23 protein-coding genes are annotated in these 24,038 nt (G+C 44.7%); 10 read left to right on the top strand and 13 right to left on the bottom strand.

Features of this window, described 5'->3' with window-relative positions; genetic code table 11:
* Positions 1-2: 2 nt before the first annotated feature.
* Complete coding sequence (locus ITG10_RS14145; protein WP_017630073.1) at positions 3-359, bottom strand: hypothetical protein; 357 nt, start codon at positions 357-359, stop codon at positions 3-5.
* 249 nt (positions 360-608) lie between these two features.
* Complete coding sequence (locus ITG10_RS14140; protein WP_017630072.1) at positions 609-1,235, bottom strand: LysE family translocator; 627 nt, start codon at positions 1,233-1,235, stop codon at positions 609-611.
* A gap of 211 nt (positions 1,236-1,446) precedes the next feature.
* Between ITG10_RS14140 and ITG10_RS14135 the strand changes: the two genes are divergently transcribed.
* The 3 genes from ITG10_RS14135 (at position 1,447) to ITG10_RS14125 (ending at position 3,623) form a co-directional block, all read left to right on the top strand.
* The gene (locus ITG10_RS14135) at positions 1,447-2,685 is read left to right on the top strand and encodes a DEAD/DEAH box helicase (RefSeq protein WP_017630071.1); all 1,239 of its coding nucleotides are present in this window, start codon (positions 1,447-1,449) and stop codon (positions 2,683-2,685) included.
* A 253-nt stretch (positions 2,686-2,938) separates the two neighbouring features.
* On the top strand, positions 2,939-3,160 hold the full coding sequence (locus ITG10_RS14130; RefSeq protein ID WP_017630070.1) for a hypothetical protein: 222 nt from the start codon (positions 2,939-2,941) through the stop codon (positions 3,158-3,160).
* Positions 3,161-3,320: 160 nt separating this feature from the next.
* Complete coding sequence (locus tag ITG10_RS14125) at positions 3,321-3,623, top strand: thiamine-binding protein (protein WP_026084162.1); 303 nt, start codon at positions 3,321-3,323, stop codon at positions 3,621-3,623.
* A gap of 41 nt (positions 3,624-3,664) precedes the next feature.
* Here ITG10_RS14125 and ITG10_RS14120 read toward each other — a convergent pair whose 3' ends face one another.
* Both ITG10_RS14120 and ITG10_RS14115 read right to left on the bottom strand, forming a co-directional pair.
* Positions 3,665-3,832 carry a hypothetical protein gene (locus tag ITG10_RS14120; RefSeq protein WP_017630068.1) on the bottom strand — a complete coding sequence of 56 codons (168 nt, stop codon included), beginning with the start codon at positions 3,830-3,832 and terminating at the stop codon, positions 3,665-3,667.
* A 109-nt stretch (positions 3,833-3,941) separates the two neighbouring features.
* A complete protein-coding gene (locus ITG10_RS14115; protein WP_017630067.1) occupies positions 3,942-4,202 on the bottom strand; it encodes a DUF1289 domain-containing protein in 261 nt (86 codons plus the stop codon).
* 190 nt (positions 4,203-4,392) lie between these two features.
* On the opposite strand from ITG10_RS14115, the gene ITG10_RS14110 reads away from it, so the two are divergent.
* From ITG10_RS14110 to ITG10_RS14090, 5 genes are all read left to right on the top strand, one after another.
* Positions 4,393-4,839, top strand: coding sequence for an META domain-containing protein (locus tag ITG10_RS14110; RefSeq protein WP_017630066.1), 447 nt, complete (start codon positions 4,393-4,395; stop codon positions 4,837-4,839).
* A gap of 312 nt (positions 4,840-5,151) precedes the next feature.
* On the top strand, positions 5,152-6,318 hold the full coding sequence (locus ITG10_RS14105; RefSeq protein WP_017630065.1) for an ABC transporter substrate-binding protein: 1,167 nt from the start codon (positions 5,152-5,154) through the stop codon (positions 6,316-6,318).
* A gap of 5 nt (positions 6,319-6,323) precedes the next feature.
* Positions 6,324-8,024 carry a hypothetical protein gene (locus ITG10_RS14100; RefSeq protein ID WP_017630064.1) on the top strand — a complete coding sequence of 567 codons (1,701 nt, stop codon included), beginning with the start codon at positions 6,324-6,326 and terminating at the stop codon, positions 8,022-8,024.
* The gene (locus tag ITG10_RS14095; protein WP_017630063.1) at positions 7,990-8,640 is read left to right on the top strand and encodes an ATP-binding cassette domain-containing protein; all 651 of its coding nucleotides are present in this window, start codon (positions 7,990-7,992) and stop codon (positions 8,638-8,640) included. The genes ITG10_RS14100 and ITG10_RS14095 overlap by 35 nt, the downstream gene beginning before the upstream one ends.
* Positions 8,630-9,250: a CDP-alcohol phosphatidyltransferase family protein gene (locus ITG10_RS14090; RefSeq protein ID WP_017630062.1), complete on the top strand. Its 621-nt coding sequence runs from the start codon at positions 8,630-8,632 to the stop codon at positions 9,248-9,250. Before ITG10_RS14095 ends, ITG10_RS14090 begins: the two co-directional genes overlap by 11 nt.
* 78 nt (positions 9,251-9,328) lie before the next feature.
* Here ITG10_RS14090 and ITG10_RS14085 read toward each other — a convergent pair whose 3' ends face one another.
* The 4 genes from ITG10_RS14085 to ITG10_RS14070 all read right to left on the bottom strand — a co-directional run bounded on the left by ITG10_RS14085 (position 9,329) and on the right by ITG10_RS14070 (position 14,398).
* Positions 9,329-10,282: a class I SAM-dependent methyltransferase gene (locus ITG10_RS14085; protein WP_017630061.1), complete on the bottom strand. Its 954-nt coding sequence runs from the start codon at positions 10,280-10,282 to the stop codon at positions 9,329-9,331.
* 8 nt (positions 10,283-10,290) lie between these two features.
* A complete protein-coding gene (locus ITG10_RS14080) occupies positions 10,291-10,989 on the bottom strand; it encodes a TIGR01621 family pseudouridine synthase (RefSeq protein WP_161673376.1) in 699 nt (232 codons plus the stop codon).
* A 164-nt stretch (positions 10,990-11,153) separates the two neighbouring features.
* Positions 11,154-12,770: a methyl-accepting chemotaxis protein gene (locus ITG10_RS14075; protein ID WP_248386454.1), complete on the bottom strand. Its 1,617-nt coding sequence runs from the start codon at positions 12,768-12,770 to the stop codon at positions 11,154-11,156.
* 194 nt (positions 12,771-12,964) lie between these two features.
* Entirely contained in the window at positions 12,965-14,398 is a 1,434-nt protein-coding gene (locus ITG10_RS14070) for a sodium-dependent transporter (protein ID WP_081090249.1), read from the bottom strand.
* 367 nt (positions 14,399-14,765) lie between these two features.
* Between ITG10_RS14070 and cls the strand changes: the two genes are divergently transcribed.
* Both cls and ITG10_RS14060 read left to right on the top strand, forming a co-directional pair.
* Entirely contained in the window at positions 14,766-16,220 is a 1,455-nt protein-coding gene (cls, locus tag ITG10_RS14065) for a cardiolipin synthase (protein WP_017631201.1), read from the top strand.
* Positions 16,221-16,401: 181 nt separating this feature from the next.
* Positions 16,402-17,586, top strand: coding sequence for a cystathionine beta-lyase (locus ITG10_RS14060; RefSeq protein ID WP_017631200.1), 1,185 nt, complete (start codon positions 16,402-16,404; stop codon positions 17,584-17,586).
* 110 nt (positions 17,587-17,696) lie between these two features.
* Here ITG10_RS14060 and ITG10_RS14055 read toward each other — a convergent pair whose 3' ends face one another.
* From ITG10_RS14055 to ITG10_RS14035, 5 genes are all read right to left on the bottom strand, one after another.
* Positions 17,697-18,167 (bottom strand): hypothetical protein, encoded by a 471-nt coding sequence (locus ITG10_RS14055; RefSeq protein WP_248386453.1) that lies wholly within the window; start codon positions 18,165-18,167, stop codon positions 17,697-17,699.
* The gene (locus ITG10_RS14050; protein WP_248386452.1) at positions 18,158-19,096 is read right to left on the bottom strand and encodes a winged helix-turn-helix domain-containing protein; all 939 of its coding nucleotides are present in this window, start codon (positions 19,094-19,096) and stop codon (positions 18,158-18,160) included. The genes ITG10_RS14055 and ITG10_RS14050 overlap by 10 nt, the downstream gene beginning before the upstream one ends.
* Positions 19,097-19,205: 109 nt before the next feature.
* On the bottom strand, positions 19,206-19,772 hold the full coding sequence (locus ITG10_RS14045; RefSeq protein ID WP_017630449.1) for a DNA-3-methyladenine glycosylase I: 567 nt from the start codon (positions 19,770-19,772) through the stop codon (positions 19,206-19,208).
* Between the two features lie 77 nt (positions 19,773-19,849).
* Positions 19,850-22,960, bottom strand: a complete 3,111-nt coding sequence (locus ITG10_RS14040; protein ID WP_248386451.1) for an efflux RND transporter permease subunit — start codon at positions 22,958-22,960, stop codon at positions 19,850-19,852.
* Complete coding sequence (locus tag ITG10_RS14035) at positions 22,953-24,038, bottom strand: efflux RND transporter periplasmic adaptor subunit (protein WP_017630450.1); 1,086 nt, start codon at positions 24,036-24,038, stop codon at positions 22,953-22,955. The genes ITG10_RS14040 and ITG10_RS14035 overlap by 8 nt, the downstream gene beginning before the upstream one ends.

Here is a 24,038-nt window from a genome sequence, read left to right as displayed (position 1 = left end):
TTCTATGCCACTCTGAGGCTTGCAAAAAATACTGGGTATCGCTGTCTTATGTGGCGTTGTTCTGACACCATATCTTTAAAGCTTGGACCTTGTGATAACTGAACGATAACTTCGTCACCTTCTTGTCGCAATACGGCACCGCTAATATCAATACTGTTGTTGTCATGCAACCTTAGGGTGCCTGCCATTGAAAAACCGCGATAAACAGGAATGATATTACGCATCATCAGGCGGACGCCCTTTTCAGACACTTCACTCACATGAAAAAGCTCATCCTTAATTCGCATCACCGGGCGTGCCTTTTGAGGGTACTTTAAGCGGTAATATTTGCGTTTCTGGGTGAATGACTCTTCACGCATTAGTGACTCCCTGTCTCTGTTATTCTTTAAAGCGAGCTAACCGTTTGCTTCAGTTATCATCAGCAAATGCCATTCTTAATCTTCAATTTGGCTTCAAATTAATACATTCGCCAAATTAATATCTGCTTATTATATCGACTTTATAACCTAATGCTTTAGGCATTTATGCAGAGAGACAAGGATTCCCTAAGATTCAGTGAAAAGTGAGATATGAGTCGTATCTGTTAACGCTTCTATCAAGCTTTAAACCTAGAGCTGAAATAAGGCTAACTGAATACTGAAACCCACAAATAGCACACCACAAACCATGTTCATCATTTGCGAGGTACGCTTTTGAACCAACAAGCGCTTAAACGTATCCGCCATTAAGATAACGACCAAGAACCACGTCGACACCACTATCGCTTGAATCCCACCAAGCATTAGGCTGTCTGATACAATCGCATCTGTGGTAACGAACTGAGGGAATATCGAGAGATAAAACAGCACAATTTTAGGGTTAAGTAGATTGGTCAATAGCCCCTTTAAGAACTGATGATAAAGCTTACTTCCCGATGCACTCACCACAGAAAGCACACCTTCTTGCGCACGCAATGCCGCCCGAAAATGGTTGTAACCAAGCCAGATGAGATACAAAACCCCAGCCCACTTCAGCCCTTCAAACGCCATTGGTGTTTTTGACAACAACAGGCTTATGCCATTGGCTGAGATAAAAGCGTGAAAAAAGAAACCACAAGACACACCTAGCACATTAACAAACGCGAACAGCTTCCTTTGAGTCAACGCTGTGCTTAATACTAACAATGCGTTTGGGCCAGGAATAATGGCAATAAAAAACACAATGACAATGAACAGCCAGATACTATCCCAACTCATTTCTATCTCTTTTTACGTATCATTTTTGAGGCGGATATTGTACATCCATTCAACCCCATTACAATATGCTCAACGTTTAATTAACGCGTATGGCTAACGGACGAAATTAGCGAATATAATAAAAGCGTTTATGGTCTAACGTTACAAAACTGATTTTCTAACATTTGTAGCCCTGTTAGACTCCACCTCCCTTTTGATACTTGGTTCATTTATGTCATTCGATAACCTAACCCTTAACCCGAAAACCGTCGCGGCGATACCATCTCAATTCGATAAACCGACAGAGATACAACAAGCGGTAATTCCTACGATTATTGTAGGGAAAGACGTGCTGGCGTTGGCTCAAACGGGTAGCGGGAAAACATTAGCATTTGGCTTGCCTTTGCTGAACAACATCAACCATGATGTAAATGAACTGCAAGCGCTGGTTATCGTTCCAACACGTGAGCTTGCGTCTCAAGTCGCTGAGTCTTTAGAACCGATCGCAACAGCTCTTAATAACAACACGATTACGTTAACGGGTGGTGTAAATGCAGATGACCAACATCAGCAATTATTAACTAAACCACAACTCGCTATCGCAACACCGGGGCGCTTGCTGGCTGTTATCAAGAGTGGCGAATTGGAGTTAGCTCAATGTGTGTCATTGGTTCTTGATGAAGCCGATCGATTAATCGACATGGGCTTTTGGCCTGACATTCAAGCGATCACCGAAGCTCTGCCTGCGAAGCGCCAGTCACTGCTATTTTCAGCAACACTTCCTCCAGAGTTGGTTAATCAAGCTGAAACGCTTTTATCAAACCCAGAGAAGATCACGACTCACCAAGAAAACAGCGTTGTCGAAACCATTGAAGAAACACTGTATCTCGTGAACAAAGGCAGCAAGGCTCAAGCTCTGATTGCCCTACTTAATCAAAACCAATGGCCACAGGTGTTGGTTTTTATTGGCGCGAAAGACAATGCAGACGCATTAACCAAGCGATTAAACAAAGCTAAGATCAGCGTAAGTGCCTTACACGGCAACAAAAGCCAAGAAGAGCGCGCGGAGGCATTAGAGAGTTTCAAAAATGGCGAAACTCGCGTGCTTATCGCAACCGATGTGATGGCTCGTGGCATCCATATCGATCAGCTACCTGTTGTGATCAACTTTGAATTGCCTTCTCACTCAGCAACTTATGTGCATCGCGTAGGAAGAACAGCGAGAGCAGGAAGCGCAGGCTGTGCTATCTCGCTAGTTAGCCACAGTGAAAACGAACACCTCAATGCGATTCGAACTCTGACCAATAAGCCACTGCCACTGCAATCGTTGGAAGGTTTCCCTGTAACTGATAAACCTGCATCAGAAACAACGGCTCGTAAGCGTCCGCCAAAAGACAAAATGGCCAACCGACGAACAGCAAAGAAGAAGAGCATCAAACAATTTAAGAGCAAACCAAACAGCTCAAAGTAACCAGAAGTAGCTTTAAGTGACCAGAAATAAAATAATCAGCTCAGTTTTTACTGGGCTTTTTTATATGCAACAAAACATAAAATCACACCCAAAAACTGCTCTAAAGACGCCAACTTAAATGACACTTTTGTGAATTATGGTGCCAACGTATTGATTCTTGGTTGCTCAAAAAAAATACTCTTAAATCACGTTGACGCCCCTATATCTGGCAACTAGATTTTTCTATTAGTGTCTAAAACAGGAGGTCATTGAAATGAAACGTGCTAGCTCTACATATCGATTACAACTGATTAAGGAAGTGGCAACCCGCCGAGATCGTCAACGTTGCAATGACCCGATGGCAAACTACATACAAACCCTAATAGATAACAAAGGTGACTGCGATACTTCGGTTGAACGTAACCAGAGATTCAGTGGCAGCCATTTTGATGAGCACATAGGTGGTTGGGTTAGCGACCACTGGGGTAGCAAGTAGTCAAATACGCTAATAAGCTAATAAGCTAATAAGCTAATAAGCTTATTAGCCGCCAGCTTAACCGCTGTAGAATTTATCTCCGCATTAACCTATCATCTGCAACAATTTCCTTTCATTGAGTAAGCAGAAAGTGTCTGAGTTAAAAAGAGAAAAAGAAGTGATGGTTGCCTTCCAAGTGATCCCACGCGTTAAAGAAGGCAACAATTTCGAAGTCGTTGATAAAGCTATTGAAGTGGTAAAAGTGGCCGATGTTCCATTCCAAGTCGGTGCAATGGAAACCACGATGAAAGGTGAACTCAACCAATTACTCGATATCGTCAAAAAGGCTGAACAAGCTTGTTACGATGCAGGAGCTGTTGAAGTCATCACAAACATTAAGATTCATAGTAAGACCACCGAAGCCGATGATACATTTTGTACGTACCATCGAGGTGTAACGAAAGCGAATCATATGTTTGTTTAAAAAAGTGCTGCTGTTGAAAAGACTCTGATGAACCAGTGATGTTATTGAAAAGGCATGTCTGAAAGATGAGAAAGGATTTCCATTCGTTCTTCTTCTGACATCGAATGCCAATCACGCGCGCTCTCTTCAGGGTCATCTTTCGCCCCAATCGGTTTTCTATCCAGTGCTTTGACTGGCTTTTTCTTGATTCTTACGTCCTTTTTATTCATACCGACACCACTCCTTCTGGTACAAAAGTACCTATCTTAATATTACACCCCAACCATTATGTAAAGTAATAGTTACTTCGGAGTTAAATAAAATCTTAATACTTCCTCTTTAGCCGAAAAGATCTCTCTGGGGACTTGTATTTCCCTCTTCGTCTACCGGCTGACCAACCAAGTTGTTTTGCTTCGTTATTTTTCTTCTGTAGCGCTGACGACACAGTTTTATCACGTGCAATTGTTCAGCGGGTGTCATCGACATCCAATTAAAACGCTCTTCTCTTTTGCGCATACAGCCATTGCAATAGCCTTTTTCATCGCTTGAGCAAACCCCAACGCAAGGGCTTGGAACTTGGAAAAACTCTAACTGCTCCACCACATCTCCTTACACATCCAAATCAAGCTTACTAATTCAAAAATAAGCGATTAATTTGTCGCCTAGCTCATGAAATCCATACTAAACTATGACCTTATACTGACACATATAGTGTTTTGTAAACTATACTTTGAACCCATCAAGTTACACTTATTCGGTAACTTCGTTCTTTCCTTTGGAGCCTTATAATATGAAGTTTAGTTCAAAAAAATTACTAGCAGTAGCCGCTTTACCTATGATGCTAGCAGCATGCACAACAACGGGTGATAACGCTATGCAAGTAACACCAACCGATCTACAGCACCATAATTGGGAACTTGCGCAAATTGATGGCAAGGACATTGAGAAAAGCGAACATCAAGCAACACCTCGTCTAGAGATCGGCGAAAAGATGACTGCAAACGGCATGGCTGGTTGTAACAACTTCTTTGGTCAGGGCGAACTAAAAGACGGCCAATTCCGTATCAAACAAATGGGCATGACAATGAAAATGTGTCAGGGCTCAGCGATGGAAATCGAACAATCGGTTTCAGCTACTCTAAGCGAGTGGAGCGACGTAACGCTAACTAACGATACACTAGTACTGAAAAACGATGTACACACACTAACGTACACAATTCGTGACTGGGTAAACTAATCCGTCATCGGCATCAGATATTGATTTAAGGAGCCTTCACGGCTCCTTTTTTATTGCCTGCTCAAAACCTAATCATTAAAAACGCTACTTCTCGCCTTCTTTTCGTACCAACCTCCAATAAATATCAAAAAAAACTCATTTAGGTGCAATTAATTCACCGCTTTAACGGTCTGTTGGTAGGATGGCAGAGGCCCCTAGTAATTGATTGAATTTACTATTGAATTAGAAATTATTTCAGAAACAGATAGAATAACTGTTAGGGAGTTCGAAAACACAATGCTCTTGCCCGTTCACTACCAAATGGAAAAGTTTATGAACAAGATAGTAAGTACGTTAGGAATCATGGCAACCGTTGCATACAGCGCAACCATTTATGCTGATGAAGCAACATCAACCGATAGCTGGAACCAAATTGAACAGCAGGCAGAGGGAGAAACTGTCTACTTTCACGCTTGGGGCGGAAGCCAAGAGATCAATCGTTACCTACAATGGGCAGGCAAAAAGTTACAGAGTGACTACGGTGTTACCTTAAAGCATGTAAAAGTAACCGATATTGCAGAAACCACGACTCGCTTACTTGCAGAAAAAGCGGCAGGCAAGAACAGTGAAGGCAGTGTTGATATCGTTTGGATCAATGGCGAAAACTTCCGTTCGATGAAAGACAACGCTTTGTTGTTTGGTCCGTTTACAGAGTCACTTCCAAACTGGCAGTACGTCGATAAGTCTTTACCGATTGATGTCGACTTCTCTGAACCAACAGAAGGCCTTGAAGCACCTTGGGGCGTTGGACAACTTGTGTTTATTCACGACCAAGGGACACTACACAACCCGCCACAATCGTTTTCAGAGATGTTGAGCTACGCTCAAGCTTTCCCAAACCGTTTGAGCTACCCTCGCCCACCTGAATTTCACGGCACCAGCTTCATCAAGTCTCTATTGATTGAGCTAACAAACAATAACCCAGCACTGGCTCAGCCTGTTTCGGAAGACAACTTCCAAGCGGTAACAGCACCACTTTGGACTTACCTAGACAAATTCCATAAAGTGGCATGGCGCGGTGGCAAACAATTCCCTGCTGGCACATCTGAAAGCATCCAGCTTCTGGATGATGGACAACTAGACCTAGCCATAACATTCAATCCAAACTCTGTGTATTCAGCGCAAGCAAGTGGTCGTTTAGCGGAAACCACCAAGGCTTATGCGTTAGAAAGCGGCGCTTTATCTAACATTCACTTCCTTGCGATTCCTTGGAATGCCAATGCAACGGCAGGCGCTCAAGTGACCATCAACTTCCTATTGAGCCCAGAAGCGCAATCTCGCAAGGGTGACCTCAATGTTTGGGGCGATCCTGCGGTGTTAAGCAGCAAGTACCTGACCGGCAGTGCTAAAAATACTCAGCAATTTAAGTCGGTTGATGAACCACACCCAAGCTGGCAAAACGCGCTCGAGAAAGAGTGGCTTAAGCGATACGGTAACTAAGCTTGATGCTACGCGCTCTATATTTTGTTGTTATAGCTGTGTGCATTATCCCTACGATTCCTGGGGTAGCGGGAGTGGTGGCCTCATCACTGAGTTTTATTCCGCCCCTAGGTTTAGAGGAGCCCTCTCTCAACGGTTTTAGCCAAGTCTTCCAATGGGAAGGTGCTTGGCACTCCATCGGTTTAAGCCTAAGCTCTGCGATCGCGAGCAGCTACATCGCCTGCTTCCTTACCTTTTGTATTCTTCAAGCCTCTTGGGGAAACAAGTTTTGGAGAAAGATTGAGCTGACGTTATCGCCAATGCTGGCTATTCCACATGTGGCTTTCGCTATTGGCTTTGCTTTTCTATTTAGCCCGACGGGACTTGGAGCGAGAGCCGTACACCACCTGCTCGGTGAATCGGCGACGAGTTCGGAATTGGCTTTGTTGGTCAAAGACCCATACGCTTTCGGCCTCATCATTATGCTGGCGCTCAAAGAAGTCCCTTTCTTGTTGCTGATGAGCATATCGATACTTCAACAAATCGATGTCGAACGTATCACTAAGGTGAGTGCTTCACTGGGCTATAGTCGCTCTCAGATTTGGTGGAAGTGTATTTTCCCACAATGGTTTACTAAGCTTCGTTTCCCAATGCTCGCCGTACTCGCTTACAGCGTATCGGTTGTCGATATTGCTTTGATCATTGGTCCGACTAACCCGCCGACCTTTGCAGTACTAGTATGGCAATGGTTTAACGACCCAGACCTTAACCTACTGCCACGAGCAGCAGCCGGAGCCATTGTTCTATTTGGCTTAGCGTCGTTGATCATCGCCTTAGCACGTTTGGTTGAATGGGCAATTCTGAAATACTTTCGAACTTGGCAATATTCAGGCAGAACAGGCGTGAACCTTCCGGGGAAAACCGTGTTTACTGTTCTTGCTGCGTTGTCACTGCTTATCATTCCATTGATGGTGATTTGGAGTGTTGCCCAACGTTGGCGTTTCCCTGACCTACTCCCTAGCCGCTATAGCATGCGTTTCTGGGAGTTTGAGTGGGATGGCATCATGAGTACCGTCGGACAAAGCTTATGGATTGGCCTTATTGCCGCTTCTGTAGCTCTAATACTTGCGCTGGTTGCTCATGAATATCGGATCAAGTACAAATGGCAAGTGCCCGGTTTTATTATCGCGATCCCGATGTTGATCCCTCAGCTCTCTGTGTTATTCGGTATGCAAGTCACCACGCTTTATATCGGCAGCAGCGCTTATGAATTCTGGGTGATTTGGGCACACGTATTCTTCGCCTTTCCATTTGTGTACTTGTCTTTAGACGGGCCTTGGAAGAGCTTCAATGATGGACTCATTAAAGCGTCACTCAGTCTAGGCAAGTCGCCATTTCAAAGTTGGTACTCCATTAAGCTGCCTATCCTGTTGCCTGCCATTGCCTTCGCTTGGGCGGTCGGGATCAGTGTGAGTTTGGCTCAATACTTACCAACATTGATGCTAGGTGCGGGTCGCATTAGTACCATCACCACAGAAGCTGTTGCGCTAACGAGTGGTTTCGACCGCAGAGTGACCGCTATTTATGCCATTTGGCAGGCCTTATTGCCTCTATTCTTTTTCTCTTTAGCGATATTAGTCAGCCGACTTCAACTCAGATATCGCCGTCTTACTTTTAAGGGTTTCCTAAGTAATGAGTCTGTACCTCAACGACCTCGCCATCCATAAGAACGATGGCGAATCGCTGTTTTCAGCGCTAAACGTAACATTAGAATCAGGCCAAGTACTGGCTTTGATGGGGCCGAGCGGCTGCGGAAAATCGACTTTATTGGATGCCGTTGCTGGGCACCTGAATGAAGAGTTTTCATACTCTGGCAGTGTTGTTTTGAATGATATTCAGCTCGATGAACTTCCATCACATCAACGTGAGGTCGGTATTCTGTTTCAAGATGACTTGCTATTCCCTCATCTAAAAGTGTGGGAAAACTTGGCATTCTCATTACCTAACTCTGTAAAAGGCTCAGCTCGCCAGCAACAAGCGATGGCGGCGTTAAAGGATATTGAATTAACTCATTTAGCTGAGTCCTTCCCCGATCAAATCTCAGGCGGCCAACGTGCGAGAATAAGCTTAACTCGCATGTTGTTAGCCAAGCCTAAACTGGCTTTACTCGATGAACCATTCAGTAAGTTAGACCAAGAGCTCAGAGCACAATTTCGAGACTGGGTATTTGAGCAATTAACCAAAGCTAATATACCAACCCTGATGGTGACGCACGACGACGCAGATGTGCCTCAAGGGGCGAAAGTGCTGTCTTGGCCATGGAGAAGTCATCATGCTGGATAAGTACTCTATCAAGGTCATTAAGTGGCCGTTAAACCAATCAGCAAAAGTATTGAATCAAATCGGCATCACTGCCAATCAAACCACCCTGTTCGGATTTTTAGTCGGCTGTTTAGCGTTTCCTGCGTTAGCATTTCAACAATATGAGTGGGCGTTAGGATTCATTGTATTCAACAGAGTGTGTGATGGGCTTGACGGCGCTTTGGCTCGAATCCAAGGCATTAGCGATGCGGGCGGCTTCCTCGATATCAGCCTGGATTTCCTGTTCTATTCGTTAATTCCTTTTGGCTTTGTAATTGCAAATCCAGAGCATAACGCCATTGCCGGTGCATTTTTGATCTTCTCTTTTATCGGCACAGGCAGCAGCTTTTTGGCATTTGCGGTGATGGCAGGCAAACGAGGAATCGAGAACCCCGTTTATAAGCACAAGTCGCTCTACTACATGTCTGGTTTAACTGAAGGCACAGAGACCATCGCGTGTTTCATTGCCTTTTGTATTTGGCCTCAACACTTTGCGGTTATCGCTTATACCTTTGGGGCGGCGTGTTGGCTGACTACGTTTATGCGAATTTATTTTGGGTTCCAGACCCTCAAAACTCAGCAAGAGAGTTAGCAATCTAACGACAAAAACAAGATACAAAAACGCCGCTCAATATGAGCGGCGTTTTTTCTAACTGATGTTTAGAATCAATTAAGCCTCAGCAGAAGCGCTTATCTTAAACCTCAATACCTTCAAGCTTGAATCAAGATCGACATCAACAAACTCAGGCGGATTGTCTAGGCGTTCAATAAATTCAACGTTTGGCGCTTCTTCTGCCATCGTCTCGATAAGGAAGTTAGGTGACACTGCAGGTGAGTTCACACACGCAATCACTTCACCACCTTCCGTTAGGAGCTCAGGTAAACGACGTAAGATCTTTTTGTAGTCTTTAGTGAGCGCGAAACTGCCTTTTTGGAACGAAGGCGGATCGATGATAACGAGCTCGTAAGGGCCACCTTTCTTGATTTTGCCCCACGACTTAAAGATATCGTAACCAAGGAAGTTCACTGAACGCATATCGTGATCATTCAAACGGTGGTTATCACGGCCTTTGTTTAGCGAGCCACGTGACATGTCCACGTTCATGCACTGACGAGCGCCACCAGCGATAGCTGCGACAGAGAAGCCACAAGTGTATGCGAACAAGTTAAGAACATTCTTACCCTTGGCATTATCTTGTACCCACTGACGACCGTTACGCATGTCTAGAAACAAACCGAAGTTCTGATTACGGCCAATGTCGAGCTGATATTTAAGACCATGCTCAACCACGACTGGGGAGTCATTCAACTCACCCCATAGAACCTCTGAAGGCGCACCATCGGCATAACGGTGTTGCAGAACAATGCTTGTGCCCTGCTTTGATTGCCAGATGTCTTTGTTGGTGAGTTCAACTAATCCAGCTTTAAGAGATGACAAGAATTCGTCGTCTACTTCTTTAAACACGTTAACCAGTAGCTGTCCATCAACCCAGTCACATGTCAGTTGCTCTAGACCAGGCCAAAACTTACCGCGCCCGTGGAAAATACGGCGTAGTTCGTTTGGTACTTCATTCAGTTGCTGTTCAATATGACTAAAAAACAGAGGTAAAGCTGATGCTTCCATTATTTCACTCACTTAGTGTTTAGCTTTGGCCAAGTTAATGACCAAGGTTCAAGCCAACTGTCCAAACCGTTCGACACGGTTTCCTGATGCCACTTCTCACCCAAAGAGTCTAAGCTCCTTGGGTCGCAGACATATTCGTAGGCTTGTGATTGATAGGTAAATCGAATCGCGAAGGCATGCAGATAACCTCTGTCAGCCTCACTCGATGGATTGTAAATAGGATCACCAACAATAGCGGAACCGATCGACTTCATCGCGACACGGATCTGGTGAGTTCGCCCAGTATAAGGTTTACATAAAAGTAGACGCTCACCAGGTTCAGCCGTTGCTGATAAAAATTGGGTAATCGCTGGGTTTTCTTTACTGGTCAGTAGTTTCCAGCTCGAGCGTCGTGAACGCTCCATATCTCCAGAAATCAAACCCTGCTTTTTCTTTGGTTTCTTAGAGCCAATCGCAAGGTAGTACTTCTCCACTTCACGCTTTGCGAAAAGCTGTGAAAGCTCACTCGCCGCTGAAGAATTCTTTGCTAGCAGCAGAATGCCTGAGGTCATTTTATCAAGGCGATGAACAAGATACAGCTTAGGTTCATTGATTGCCTTAGCCACTTCTTGAAGCAGCATAGTATCGCCATCGTCTTTGTGGACGCTGACACCAGGGTGCTTATTGATAAGTAAAAAATCAGAGTGGTTCAGAAGAATATCGAACATGTAAAGGCTAACTCCATTGTAGAGCGTGGAGTATACCGTGTCTGAACCCAGATTCCAGCTACGAAAAAGCCCAACTAACTCAATTAACATGAATCATTGGGCTTCTCTTTATTTGTCCGCTTTCGGTAATCGGTTTTTAGTTCCGATTGAATACGTACTAAGCACTAAGCAAGTTTGAACTTACCAACCAGTGCTTCTAACTCTGCAACCTTAGCATTCAAACCTGAAGTGTTTTCAGAGCTACGCGTCGCCAGTTGCAAAGATTGCTCAGAGATATCACTGATCGCCGTAATATCCGCCGCAATCTCTTTAGTCACAGCCGTCTGTTCTTCTGCCGCTGTCGCGATAGAGTTAACCATGCTTTGTACATTGCCCGCACCGCTTACAATCGCTTCTAGCGCCGAAACAGCACCTGAACTTTGCTCTACACCAATCTCCACTAAACGGCAGTTATCTTGGGTGTAAGTGACCGCTTCTTGCGTGCCCGACTGAATAGATTGAATGATGCCTGATACTTCTTGTGTCGCTTTAGTCGTTCTCTCCGCTAACGCGCGTACTTCATCGGCAACCACAGCAAAACCACGGCCGAATTCACCTGCACGAGCCGCTTCAATTGCAGCGTTAAGAGCTAGTAGGTTAGTTTGCTCAGCAATGTCTTCGATTACCTTGATAACGCTACCAATCTGCTCACCGTGAGAACCCAGAGTATTCATTTGCAACGACATATCGCTCATTTGAGTCGACACTTGTTGAATACTCGCTACCATCTCAACAATCACGTTACGGCCATCTTCTGCAGACGTTTCAGAGCGGCGCGCTTCTTCATAAGTAGAAGTACCTTGTTGAGCTACTTCAGAAATGGTCAAGCTTAGCTCTTCAGCAGCTGTTGCAATTAGGTTTGCTTTATCAGCTTGAGCCGATGCACCCGTCACGATGTCTTGGCTAATTGAAGATAACTCGCCAGTCACAGATTGAACTTGGTGAGTAACAGAAGAGATTGAACCCAGTAGGTCGACCAATGATTTCTGCATCTGGTTAATCGACTTAGCGAGTTCAGCCAGTTCATCACCAGAATCATCAATAATGTCGCCTGCCGTTAGGTCACCATTTGCTACACGTCGCGCAACTTGTTCAACACGAGTCAGACGGTTGGTGATAGAGCTAGATAACACATACGCAATCACACAACCAAATACGATCGCAATCGCAGACAACACCATGATAGTGCGCTCAATGGTAGTAAACGTGTCGGTTAGTGTAAGCAGAGATTGTTCTGTATCTGCACGCTCACTTGCTGACGCTTGATCAAGCAAGTTTTCAATTGGGATCAAGTTGCTCTCATACAAAGAACGCAGCTGTTGAATGTTGGCTAATAGCTCAGATTCATCATTAATCTTAGGCACGAGTGTCGCTTCAAACTCTTGAGTGAAACGCCCCATGAGATCTTCAATTCGCTGAATACGGCGATGATCTTCTGATCCTCTACTTTCTAAACGCTTTGCTTGTGCGATGGCTTGAGCAAATTCGTTCTTATTCGAGCGGTAGTCATTAAGTGCATTATCGACCTGAATGATCGCACCTAGTGCATCTCGGTAGACATCCCCAGCTTCATCGATCAGAACAAGGTAGGTAACGGTACCCGGTACATCATCCATTCTAATTTCATCAGCGCTCTTGTGAGCCCCAATGACTTCTATCCATACAATACCGACTAACGTGACAAGCACCGCCAATATAGACCCAAAACCGGCATACAGTTTCTTTCTCACTGACAATTTCACAAAACACCTACCTAATTAAAATACGGGCTAAGCAGCCCTAACCAATAAATATATCGGCTATCAGACGGATAACTTTAGTGAATGTAAGGTTTTTATTTTTCGATAATAATTAAGTATTTAAAGCAAAAAAAACGGGAGCCATTGGCTCCCGTTTTTTCGTTATTTACTTAGCTTGCGATTATAGCTACTAAGAATTATAGCTTCTTAGAGATAAGCGCAGAGCCAGCAATAATACCAATACCTAGTAGCATGATTGCACCTTTACCGCTGTCGAAGCCAGAAGAGATACCCATGAACGCTACGATAGCGATAGCTACTGGGATGATGTACTTAACTAGTGTGTACCATAGACCAAATAGTGGGAAAGATACTTCACCGTCGTTAGTGATTTCTTTCTCTAGGTCAGCACGGTTTAGTCTCCAACCAGCGAAGATACATACCAACATACCGCCAACTGCTAGGAAGATCTTATCAGTTAGTAGGTCGAAGATATCGAACGCACCAGTACCGAACAGTGTTGGACCGAAGCCACCAAGTGATAGCGAAGCAAAGATACATAGAATCGCCATGACTACACTTGCAGACAGTACAGCTGTTACACGCTTCATACCTTTCTCATCGATTAGGTAAGAAACCACAACTTCAAGTAGAGATACTGAAGAAGTAAGTGCCGCAACACTTAGACCAACGAAGAACATAAGAGCAAATAGAAGACCAACTACGCCGCCCATTTCAGCGAATAGCTGAGGAACAACAACGAATACTAGACCAGGACCAGCTGCAGGCTCCATACCGAATGCGAACATTGCAGGGAACATTGCAACACCAGCTAGGATAGCAACACCAGTATCCATTGCAGTAACCATAGCTGTCGTTTGAACTAGGTTCTCTTTCTTCTTAAGGTAAGAACCGTAAGTCAACATACAACCCATACCAAGAGATAGTGAGAAGAATGCTTGACCTAGTGCAGCTAGGATTACACCACTGTCTACTTTAGAGAAGTCAGGGCTGAATAGGAATTCAAGACCAGCCATCGCGCCCGGAAGCATGATGCCTTTGATTGATACCACGATAAGGATGATGAAAAGAAGTGGCATCAGGATCTTACCCGCTTTCTCAATACCGCCAGAAATACCCTTCATAACAATAACGATGTTAAGTAGTAGGTACAGGCCCATCCACATAAGTGGTTGAACTGGGTTTGAGATAAAGCCACCGAAGCTGTCGCCAATTGCTTCAGGTGCGTCTAGTAGACCACCAGCAATTTTACCGATGTATGCGATAGACCAGCCACCTACTACAGGGTAGAAACCCATGATTAGTAGACCACTCACTACGCCGATAACACCAGCGAACGTCCAACGACGGTCAGTTGTTTTAAATGCACCTACTGCTGATTTTTGCGTATGACGGCCAATAGCAAATTCAGTCAGCATGACGCTGAAACCAATGAAGATTACGAAAAACAGGTAAATTGCAACGAATGCACCACCGCCACTCTCGCCTGCTGTGTATGGGAATTTCCAAATGTTACCTAAGCCAACAGCAGAACCTGCTGCAGCCATTACGAATCCTAACTTCGAACCCCAGGTATCGCGGGGTGTTGTGGTTGTATTACTAGTAGCCACGTGTACTCCAAACTTTTGTGTTATGTGATGTTGTGTTTTGCTTTGGGTGGCGTCTTTAAAAGATAAGGCGTATAAAAAAATTTACACACCTAAAAGATTTGATTGACGCTCGTTATCTGGCAAGTAAACCAGTTTAAGAATAAAATTGGAAGCCCGAACCGTACATATTTCGTTACCAATGTAAATTTTTATGGTTAAATGCCGTCTTTTCATACAAAACAATCGTTTTCGTCTTAAGTTAACCAAAACTTAACAACTATAACCTGTTTACAGCTTTAGCTCTAATTTGTAAATAGTTGATTCCTTAAATTCCCATATCCGTAAAATAGCATTACTATCTAAGTGTCTCTTTTTTCGAGTATTCAATGTGGAAAAGCTCTACCATTTTTTAACTTTAGCTTCTGTCGCTTTGTACTGGGTACTTGTAGCCGGTGTGACTTTTCGTGTCGTACTAAAACGACGCTCTGTGAGTGTTTCTCTCGCGTGGTTGATGGTTATCTACATTATCCCAATTGTAGGTGTCGCTTGTTACTTCCTTTTTGGAGAGCTGAACCTAGGTAGAAAGAGGGCTGAGCGTGCACATCGCATGTTTACTCCGTTTGGTGATTGGTTCCGAAAACTAGATGATTGCCAACTTCACCTTCCCGGCAAAGTCGGCTCCCCAATCCACAAGATTGATGAGCTTTGTAATAATCGAATGGGCATTCCAGCGCTCAGCGGAAACACACTTTCATTGCAATCTTCTCCCAATGAGATCCTACACGCAATTATCGAAGATATAGAAAACGCCCAGACCAGCATTAAGATGGTTTTCTATATTTGGCACCCTGGCGGCCTAACCGATTCAGTTGCTTCTGCTCTTATTCGAGCCGCAAAACGTGGCGTCGATGTTAAAGTTTTACTCGATTCGGCAGGGAGCCCGCGCTTTTTCAAAAGCCACTGGCTGTCCATGATGAAAGACGCGGGCGTTCACGTTGTGCAAGCACTGGAAGTGAGCCCTTGGCGTATTTTCCTACGACGCTTAGATTTAAGGCAGCATCGCAAGATCATCGTGATTGATGAAACCATTGCCTATACCGGTTCAATGAACATGGTCGACCCTGCTCACTTCAAACAGAGTTCAGGTGTGGGTCAATGGATAGATGTGATGGTTCGAGTGACAGGCCCGACCGTTAACGTGTTATCCGCCATTCACGGTTGGGATTGGGAAGTGGAAACAGGTGAACGAATCCTACCTGATTTACCAGAATGTCCGGTTGAAGAAGTTATGACGCATCACCCTGTTCAAGTAGTGCCATCTGGCCCTGGCATGCCGGAATATTTGATCCTACAAGTGCTAACCATTGCGATCAATCAGGCGAATCACTCTGTGCGTATCACGACGCCCTATTTCGTCCCAAGCGCCGACTTGTTAGAGACACTGAAAATGACAGCACAACGAGGTGTCAACGTAGAGCTGATCATTCCACATAACAACGATTCACTAATGGTGAAGTGGGCATCTCGCGCTTTTTATACCGAGTTACTTGAAGCTGGTGTGAAGATCTATGAGTTTTACGACGGCCTTCTTCATACTAAGTCGGTTGTTATCGATGAAGAGTTTTGTTTGATCGGAACGGTCAATATCGACATGCGAAGTCTGTGGCTGAACTTTGAAGTGACACTAGCCGTAGATGATGTGCACTTCACTCAGCAGCTCTCTGAACTGCAACAATCTTATATAGAATCATCCCACCCAGTTGTACTGGAACAGTGGGAACAGAGAAATTTACGAAATCGCTTCTTTGAAAGATTGTTCTATTTGTTCAACCCTCTGCTGTAATACCTATGATGGGTCGATTGCGGCTCATCACTTCCTCCCGTAAGTTTTTAACCTTCCACCATTAATTAAGTGAAAGGTTAAAAAGCGAAAGAAAAGCGTAAAAACTCCCGCTCCCCTCTTGCTTTGAAGGCTATTGGCATGTTTTAAATAGGACATAACCGATTGATAAGGAATTCACAGCATGTCCGAGAACAAAACCACTAAGCTGATCACTGCAGGTCGTGATAAGAAGTGGACCAATGGTGTCGTTAACCCACCAGTACAGCGCGCTTCAACTGTCGTATTCAACTCAGTAGAAGAAAAACGTAAAGCTACGATTAACCGCGCTAACAAAACACTTTTTTACGGACGTCGTGGAACCAACACTCATTTCGCCTTTCAAGATGCCATGGTGGAAGTGGAAGGCGGCGCAGGCTGTGCACTCTACCCTTGTGGTACGGCAGCAATCTCTAACGCCATTCTCTCTTTTGTAGAAACGGGCGACCATATTCTGATGGTCGACACCTGTTATGAACCGACGCGTGATTTCTGTGACACCATCATGAAAAAGATGGGCGTAGAGACAACTTACTACGAACCAACGATTGTTGAAGGCATCCAAGACCTCATCAAGCCAAATACTAAGGTGCTATTTACCGAGTCTCCGGGTTCAGTCACCATGGAAGTCCAAGACATTCCAACGCTCGCGCGTATTGCCCACGAACACGACATCATCGTGATGCTAGATAACACTTGGGCAGCAGGCGTTAACTTCTCACCGTTTGATTTTGGTGTAGATATCTCGATTCAAGCGGCGACCAAGTACATAGTGGGTCACTCAGATGTCATGCTAGGTACAGCGGTTGCCAACGAGAAATGCTGGGATCAACTACGTGAGCAGAGTTACTTAATGGGACAATGCGTTTCACCAGATGATGCTTACCTTGGTCTTCGTGGTATCCGTACTCTTGATGTTCGTCTTCGTCAACACGCAGAGAGCAGCTTGAAAGTCGCTAAGTGGTTAGAAACTCGCCCTGAGGTTGACCATGTTCGTCACCCTGCTCTTGAGTCTTGCCCTGGTCATGAATTCTTCAAACGAGATTTTACTGGCGGCAATGGCCTGTTCTCGTTTGTCCTAAAGAACTCAAACACAAAAGCAACGACTGCACTACTTGACGGCATGACACACTTCAGCATGGGTTACTCATGGGGTGGTTTCGAGAGCTTGATTCTAGCGAATGAACCAAGCAGCTTTGATAGCCTAAGAACGGTAGCGAATCCAAACTTCGAAGGTACTCTGATTCGTGTTCATATCGGCTTAGAAGACGTCGATGATTTGATTGCAGATCTTGAGGCTGGATTAGAACGTTACAACGCTCTGGTTTAATCTGAAACGTTAGATTCAATAAGCAAAAAGGCAGGATATTCCTGCCTTTTTCAGTTCTGCCTATCAGCTGCCTGTAATCCCACTACTGACACAAAGCGCTTTATAAATGATTATTGAACCTTAAAGCATGTCCAGTTGAAGATTTCTGAGCGGTGTTCATTAAACAGATACAGAGACTGGTCTTTCTCCAAGATCGAGTAGTCAATAGTCACACCTTTGTACTCACTGTATTCCTGATTAATGATCGGATCATCAAACGGAGTGGCAGTTCTCACATCAATAATACTCATCGACAAATGATTCCCATCAAGGCCGTAGTAACCGGAATAAAGATTTTCCATTGTACCTTCGTTACCGTCTTTCTCTGTGATCGTCACAAAGTCTCTCATACTAAAAGTTTGGTCAGACTGAAAAGTAATGCTCATTCGCTCATAAAGCGATTGATACGGTTGGAATGCCTGAGATAAGAAATCCGTTTTCAGTGTTTTACAATGCCATCGAGTGCCCGCCAATGCGTTCTGTTCCAGAAAAAAGCTTGCTACAGCAACTGCCAATAGGATAAGTAAGCCAATTAATCGCAAAAGTAGCTCCTCTTTTCCATATGAGCTGCAAATGAGTCAAAAGACGTCTCCACATTGAAAATCGTCGCCCCGTAATTTAGGGCCTCGCCATCCTTCCTTTGAACCAACATATACAAAGCATCATTTTCAGGCTGATCAACAGATGGATAAATACGGACAAAGACATCAACGTTGCAGTGACTCGGCAACACATCCGTAAGCTTTTGGGTAATCGCTGGCAATGAATAGGCATCATCGTGAACAATGTGGAAAAAGTAGCGGTTAGTATTGTCTGTGTAACTATCACTATATTCTGTCTCATCAACAAAATAAGGCATTGGCGCATAATAGGTTTGGAAAAGGTTGAACGCCGTTACGAATACACAAATCAACGCCACTAAATAACCGGCTTTGACGAGGTGCGTATTACTTTTCGAATTTGAAGGCTCTAGCTCAGCTGAGCTCTGTTCTTGATTCGATGAAATATTGAGTTCTGAATCTAATGCCGTTGTCTTGTTCGCATCGACAGAGGTTTCAGTTGCTACCAACGCCTCTTGAGCGGCAGATGAAGAGTTTGATTCACGCGCCTCTGTCGTCACTGAAGAAGATACAACTTCAGCTTTGCTAGGCTTTATCGACTCATTTATCTCAAGCGAATAGCCCGTTTTGCTGACGGTACGAATCGTCGCACAACCACACGTGACTCGAGATAAGGTTTTGCGAATCTTGGAGATCACATTAGTGAGTGCTTGCTCTGAAACAACCACATTGCCCCAGCACCTATCAAATATCAGGCCTCGTTCAATGCATTCACCAGCATTCTCTAGCAAGAACAGGAACACCTTACCTTCTAACGGCGCGATAGTTTCTACGTGGCCATCTTCACGCACAAACTGCCTAAGCAAGGGATCATAACGAGCATCACAAATTTGGTAGCTTTGTTGTTTCACTATCGTCTTCTAGGTTTTAATTCGGTCGCATATGATATTGAATAGTTGATAAATGACCAGTGAATTTTCCAATTTTCACACAATTATTTCGCGACGATAAATAACATTTTTATTTGTAAGGACAACCAACTAGATGGTCATTAACCATACCTGTTGCTTGCATAAACGCGTAACAGATTGTTTCCCCTACAAACTTAAATCCTTTCTTCTTCAAAAACTTGCTCATCGCTTTAGATTGCTCAGTAGAAGCCGGGACTTGAGACATCTCTGTCCATTGATTGACGATCACCTCATTGTCGACAAACTGCCATAAAGCATTCGATAGAGACCCAAACTCTTTCTGAAGTTCAAGCGTTGCTCGCGCATTGTTGTAAACCGAGGCAATCTTGCCCTTATGTTTAACCACATCGAAGTTTTCAATGATGTTTGGCACATTGTCTTCATTGAGTACAGCTAGCTTATTAAGGTCGTAGTTTTCAAATGCAGCACGATAGCCTTCGCGTTTTTTGAGTATCGTAATCCAACTTAGGCCGGCTTGGGCACCTTCCAACGTAATGAACTCAAACAACACTTGGTCATCGTAAACAGGTACACCCCACTCTGCGTCGTGATACTCCCTTTCAAGTTCGTGTTTCAGTGCCCATGCACACGTTCTATCCACTGTATTCGCTTCCATCTCGATGGTCTCTTTTTAGTAATCGTACATAAAAATAATGCCCCAATTAGGGGCATTATTTCAAAGGTTAGTTGGCGTTAAGCTACTTCAATTTTATGGAATAGACGATACAGCACAGGTACTACGATTAGCGTGAGTACAGTCGCAAAGCCTAAACCAAACATAATGGTTACTGCCATTGGTTTGAAGAAGATATCAGGTAGTAGAGGGATCATACCAAGAATGGTAGTGATCGCCGCCATACATACTGGACGAACACGACTCAGTGCCGCATCAACAACCGCTACATATGGATCTTTACCTGACTTCATCTCAATCTCAATTTGATCAAGCAGTACGATACCGTTCTTCAGAAGCATCCCAGATAGACTCAAGAAGCCCAACAGCGCCATAAAGCCAAATGGTGTATTCAAGGCTAACAAGCCTGTCGTAACCCCTATCAAGGCGAGTGGTACCGTTAACCAAACAATCAGAGGCTCTTTCACCGAGTTAAACAAGAACACTGTGATTAAGAACATGAACAAGTAACCCAATGGCATGGTTGTAAACAGTGACGCCTGTGCATCTGCCGACGACTCATATTCACCACCCCACTCAAGTGAATAACCCGGTGGCATCTCAATCGCTTCAATTTGTGGTTGTAAGCGTTTCTGTAGAGTCGAAGCCGTTTCTTCACCCAGTAGATCTGGATCCGCCATTACCGTCAGCATTCGCTTACGGTTCTTACGGATGATCAGTGGATCTTCCCATTCCAGTTCGTAACCTAGCGTGACTTGTTGAAGTGGGATGTACTCACTTAGTGCTGGGCTCCAAATCTTCATGCCTTCGATGTTACGGATATCAACACGCTCATCTTCAGGTAAACGAGCCACGATAGGCATCAGCGTAGTACCGTCACGGTACACACCAATCGATTTACCCGAGAAAGACATCGCAAGGAAATCATCTACGTCAGACTTAGTAATACCGTAACGACGTGCTTGGCTTTCGTTGAACTGAGGCTCTAACACCTTAGTTCTTTCACGCCAGTCGTGACGAACGTTAAATGCACCATCATCAGCACGCATGATGTCCATCACTTGAGCTGCAATTGAACGTAATACCGTTGGATCAGAACCTACAATTCGCGCTTCAATTTTCGCCCCGCCACCAGGGCCTAATTCGATTTGTTTCAGCTTGTAGTCGATCTCAGGGAACTGGCCATTCACGTGTTCACGGAAACGCAGCATCAAGCCTTCAAGCACTTCATAACTCTTCACACGAACCGTTATCTCGCCATATGCGCTATAACTTTTTTCTGGCGAGTAAGTCAGCATGAAACGTTGTAAACCTTTACCTGCTGTCGTCGTGATGTGCTCAACTTCTTCCTGCTCTGCTAACCAACCTTCAAGCACTTTAAGCTTGGTGTTGGTCGCACGAATATCGGTCCCTTCCGGCATCCAAACATCCACTTGGAACATTGGCGTAGTAGAAGATGGGAAGAAGGCTTGTTTTACAAAACCAAAACCGTAAACACTCGCACCCAAACCAATAATCAGAACGAACATGGTGAGCCACGCACGCTTCATACAGAACTCAAGGAAGTTTTTATAGATAACAAAAACCATCCCGTTGTATGGGTCTTTGCCTTCGTTATCAGGGTCAACCTTCTGACCTTTGAAGAACATGTCAGCAAAGAATGGTGTAATTGAGATTGCTGTAAACCAACTCAGCATGAGTGAGATAAGTAGAACCGTAAACAAGGTGCCACAGTATTCGCCGGTTGAGTCTTCAGACAAACCGATAGGCGCAAAAGCAGTCACCGCAATAACGGTTGCACCCAACAGCGGCCATTTGGTTTGGGTAACGATATCGGTGGCGGCCTGCATCCGGGTTCGCCCCTTCTGCGTGCCGATCAATATCCCTTCCACCACCACAATGGCATTATCCACCAGCATCCCCAAGGCGATAACCAATGCGCCTAATGAAATACGTTGGAGGTCAATCTTGAAGTACTGCATGAAAATGAAGGTACCGAAAACGGTCAACAGCAGTATCAAACCGATCAACAGGCCGGAACGTAGCCCCATGAAGAACAGGAGAACCACGATTACGATCGCAACCGCCTGACCTAAACTCACCACAAATCCACTTACCGACTTGTCTACCTCTTTCGGTTGGTTATAAACCTCAGAGATGTCGATACCGACAGGTTGTTGATACTTAAGCTCGGCAAGTCGTCGGTCAAAGGCTTCACCCACCGCAACCACGTTTACACCCTGAGCAAAAGAGACCCCAAGGTTAAGTGCGAGTTTACCGTTGTAGCCAATGATGTTACTTGGTACTTCAACATAGCCACGAGTGACGTCAGCTACGTCTTTCAAATAGATGAGACCTTGAGCGCCGCCTTCAGTCAGAATCAAATCACCGAGCTGTTCAACATTCTGGAACTCACCCGTTGGATGGATTCGAATGTATTCGTCGCCAATTCTTACCGCACCCGCACTTGATACAATATTTTGAGTCGATAAAAGATTAAATACCGTGCTTGGAGACAGACCTAAGGAGCTTATCCGCTTCATCGATATTTCAATGAAGACTTGCTCTTGTTGTTGACCAGAAACAGAGACCTTACTGACCCCATCAACCAACTCCAGCTCACGCCTTAAGTAATCTATGTAATCTAGAAGCTCTTTATAACTGTATCCATCACCCGTTACCGCGAGCAAAATACCGTAAACGTCACCAAAATCGTCAATAACTTGAGGGTCATTTACGCCCGGCGGCAATTCGACCTTCAGATCATTCACTTTTCGACGAAGCTCATCCCATATTTGCGGAAGATCATCAGGGCCGTAGTTATTCTTCATCGTTACCGTTACCTGAGACAGGCCACGGCTTGAGATAGAGTTCACTTCATCCACATAAGTAAGCTGTTGAATTGCTTTCTCTAGCGGATAGGTCACTTCCTCTTCCACTTGCTGAGGGGTAGCCCCAGGGTAAGAGGTCACGACCATTGCATCTTTGATGGTGAAGGCAGGATCTTCTAGACGACCCAAACCAAAGAATGCAGAAACACCACCAATAAGAAAGATCAGAGATAGCATCCAGCTAATGACTTTGTTTCGTATAAAGTAAGAAGCAACACCTGTGATCTGATCATCACCCTGTTGATCGTCATTTTGAGGCTTGTTATTCACTTCACTCATTGTTCGTCTCCTGAGACAATACTTCCACTGTCATCCCATCTCGCAATCGCGAGACGCCTGCAACAACGACATGCTGCCCCATTTCTAATCCTTTCATTATCTGCAATGTTTTCTGGTTTGCTTTTCCTAACACGACTTGTTGCTTCGAGACTGTCTTGTCGTCATTAAGAACCCACACATAAGAGTTTTTACGATCCAGTTCATCACCGTCGGCATTGAATACCGCTTCGATCGGGATAAGTACGCCAGCTTTTAGCTCCAAGCCGATATCTCGTCCGTTTGAAGTCACATCAACGGCCATACCATCAAGAATCAAATCGTCTTCTGGCATCGGCAAAGCTAGTGTCACCGTAAAAGTACCCGTAGTTGGATCCGGCTCAGTGGTGAACTCCTTGATACCAGCGGTGTATTCATTGCCGCTTGGCACTCTCACCACAGCTTCAACATTCGACAGCAGCGTCTCATTAGGTTGATTTACATAGATTTGGTCAGGGAGTTGAATGACAACTTCGACATCCTCGACACTGTGAATGTTCACAATCTGTTGGCCTACCTGAATATTTTCATATTGGTCGACACTCACACGAGAAATAATCCCGTCAACTGGTGCTCGAAGATTAGTGAAAGACAAACGCAGTTTCGCTAGCTCTAATTCGGCATAAGCGATCTGACGTTGAGCGGCGATTTCATCAAACTGCGATTTCGCCAATAACCCTTTCTTCACCAACGGACTTGAACGTCTGTATTGGCTGTTGATTACCGTGTAACGCGCCTGAGCGTTGTCCACATCCAATTGATAATCGGTTGGGTCAAGCTCAGCAATGACGTCTCCTTTAGAAACACGTTCACCTTCCTTCACATCCAACTTGAAGATTTCTCCAGCGACTCGAAAACTGAGGTGAGCTTTCTCAGCCGCATTTGCGACCGCTGGGAAATAGAGCTTGTCGCTAAAATCGATGACTGAAATCTCGACGGCTTTAACTAAGGGCGTGTTGTCCACTTCTGCCACTTGCTTATCTTCACAAGCTGTAAGTAGGGCTAAACACGACAGCCCTGCGGCCACTTTTAGTGTTTTCAT

Source organism: Vibrio sp. ED004 (genome assembly GCF_023206395.1).
In the GTDB taxonomy this organism is placed as follows: Bacteria; Pseudomonadota; Gammaproteobacteria; order Enterobacterales; family Vibrionaceae; genus Vibrio.
Note: the sequence above shows the minus strand (reverse complement) of the source record. Positions and strands in the feature narration are given on the sequence as shown.

Coding starts and splice junctions, on each gene's coding strand:
- ITG10_RS14145 (WP_017630073.1), bottom strand. CDS start 359: ATGCGTGAAGAGTCATTCACCCAGAAACGCAAATATTACCGCTTAAAG.
- ITG10_RS14140 (WP_017630072.1), bottom strand. CDS start 1,235: ATGAGTTGGGATAGTATCTGGCTGTTCATTGTCATTGTGTTTTTTATT.
- ITG10_RS14135 (WP_017630071.1), top strand. CDS start 1,447: ATGTCATTCGATAACCTAACCCTTAACCCGAAAACCGTCGCGGCGATA.
- ITG10_RS14130 (WP_017630070.1), top strand. CDS start 2,939: ATGAAACGTGCTAGCTCTACATATCGATTACAACTGATTAAGGAAGTG.
- ITG10_RS14125 (WP_026084162.1), top strand. CDS start 3,321: ATGGTTGCCTTCCAAGTGATCCCACGCGTTAAAGAAGGCAACAATTTC.
- ITG10_RS14120 (WP_017630068.1), bottom strand. CDS start 3,832: ATGAATAAAAAGGACGTAAGAATCAAGAAAAAGCCAGTCAAAGCACTG.
- ITG10_RS14110 (WP_017630066.1), top strand. CDS start 4,393: ATGAAGTTTAGTTCAAAAAAATTACTAGCAGTAGCCGCTTTACCTATG.
- ITG10_RS14105 (WP_017630065.1), top strand. CDS start 5,152: ATGAACAAGATAGTAAGTACGTTAGGAATCATGGCAACCGTTGCATAC.
- ITG10_RS14100 (WP_017630064.1), top strand. CDS start 6,324: ATGCTACGCGCTCTATATTTTGTTGTTATAGCTGTGTGCATTATCCCT.
- ITG10_RS14095 (WP_017630063.1), top strand. CDS start 7,990: ATGAGTCTGTACCTCAACGACCTCGCCATCCATAAGAACGATGGCGAA.
- ITG10_RS14090 (WP_017630062.1), top strand. CDS start 8,630: ATGCTGGATAAGTACTCTATCAAGGTCATTAAGTGGCCGTTAAACCAA.
- ITG10_RS14085 (WP_017630061.1), bottom strand. CDS start 10,282: ATGGAAGCATCAGCTTTACCTCTGTTTTTTAGTCATATTGAACAGCAA.
- ITG10_RS14080 (WP_161673376.1), bottom strand. CDS start 10,989: ATGTTCGATATTCTTCTGAACCACTCTGATTTTTTACTTATCAATAAG.
- ITG10_RS14060 (WP_017631200.1), top strand. CDS start 16,402: ATGTCCGAGAACAAAACCACTAAGCTGATCACTGCAGGTCGTGATAAG.
- ITG10_RS14045 (WP_017630449.1), bottom strand. CDS start 19,772: ATGGAAGCGAATACAGTGGATAGAACGTGTGCATGGGCACTGAAACAC.
- ITG10_RS14040 (WP_248386451.1), bottom strand. CDS start 22,960: ATGAGTGAAGTGAATAACAAGCCTCAAAATGACGATCAACAGGGTGAT.
- ITG10_RS14035 (WP_017630450.1), bottom strand. CDS start 24,038: ATGAAAACACTAAAAGTGGCCGCAGGGCTGTCGTGTTTAGCCCTACTT.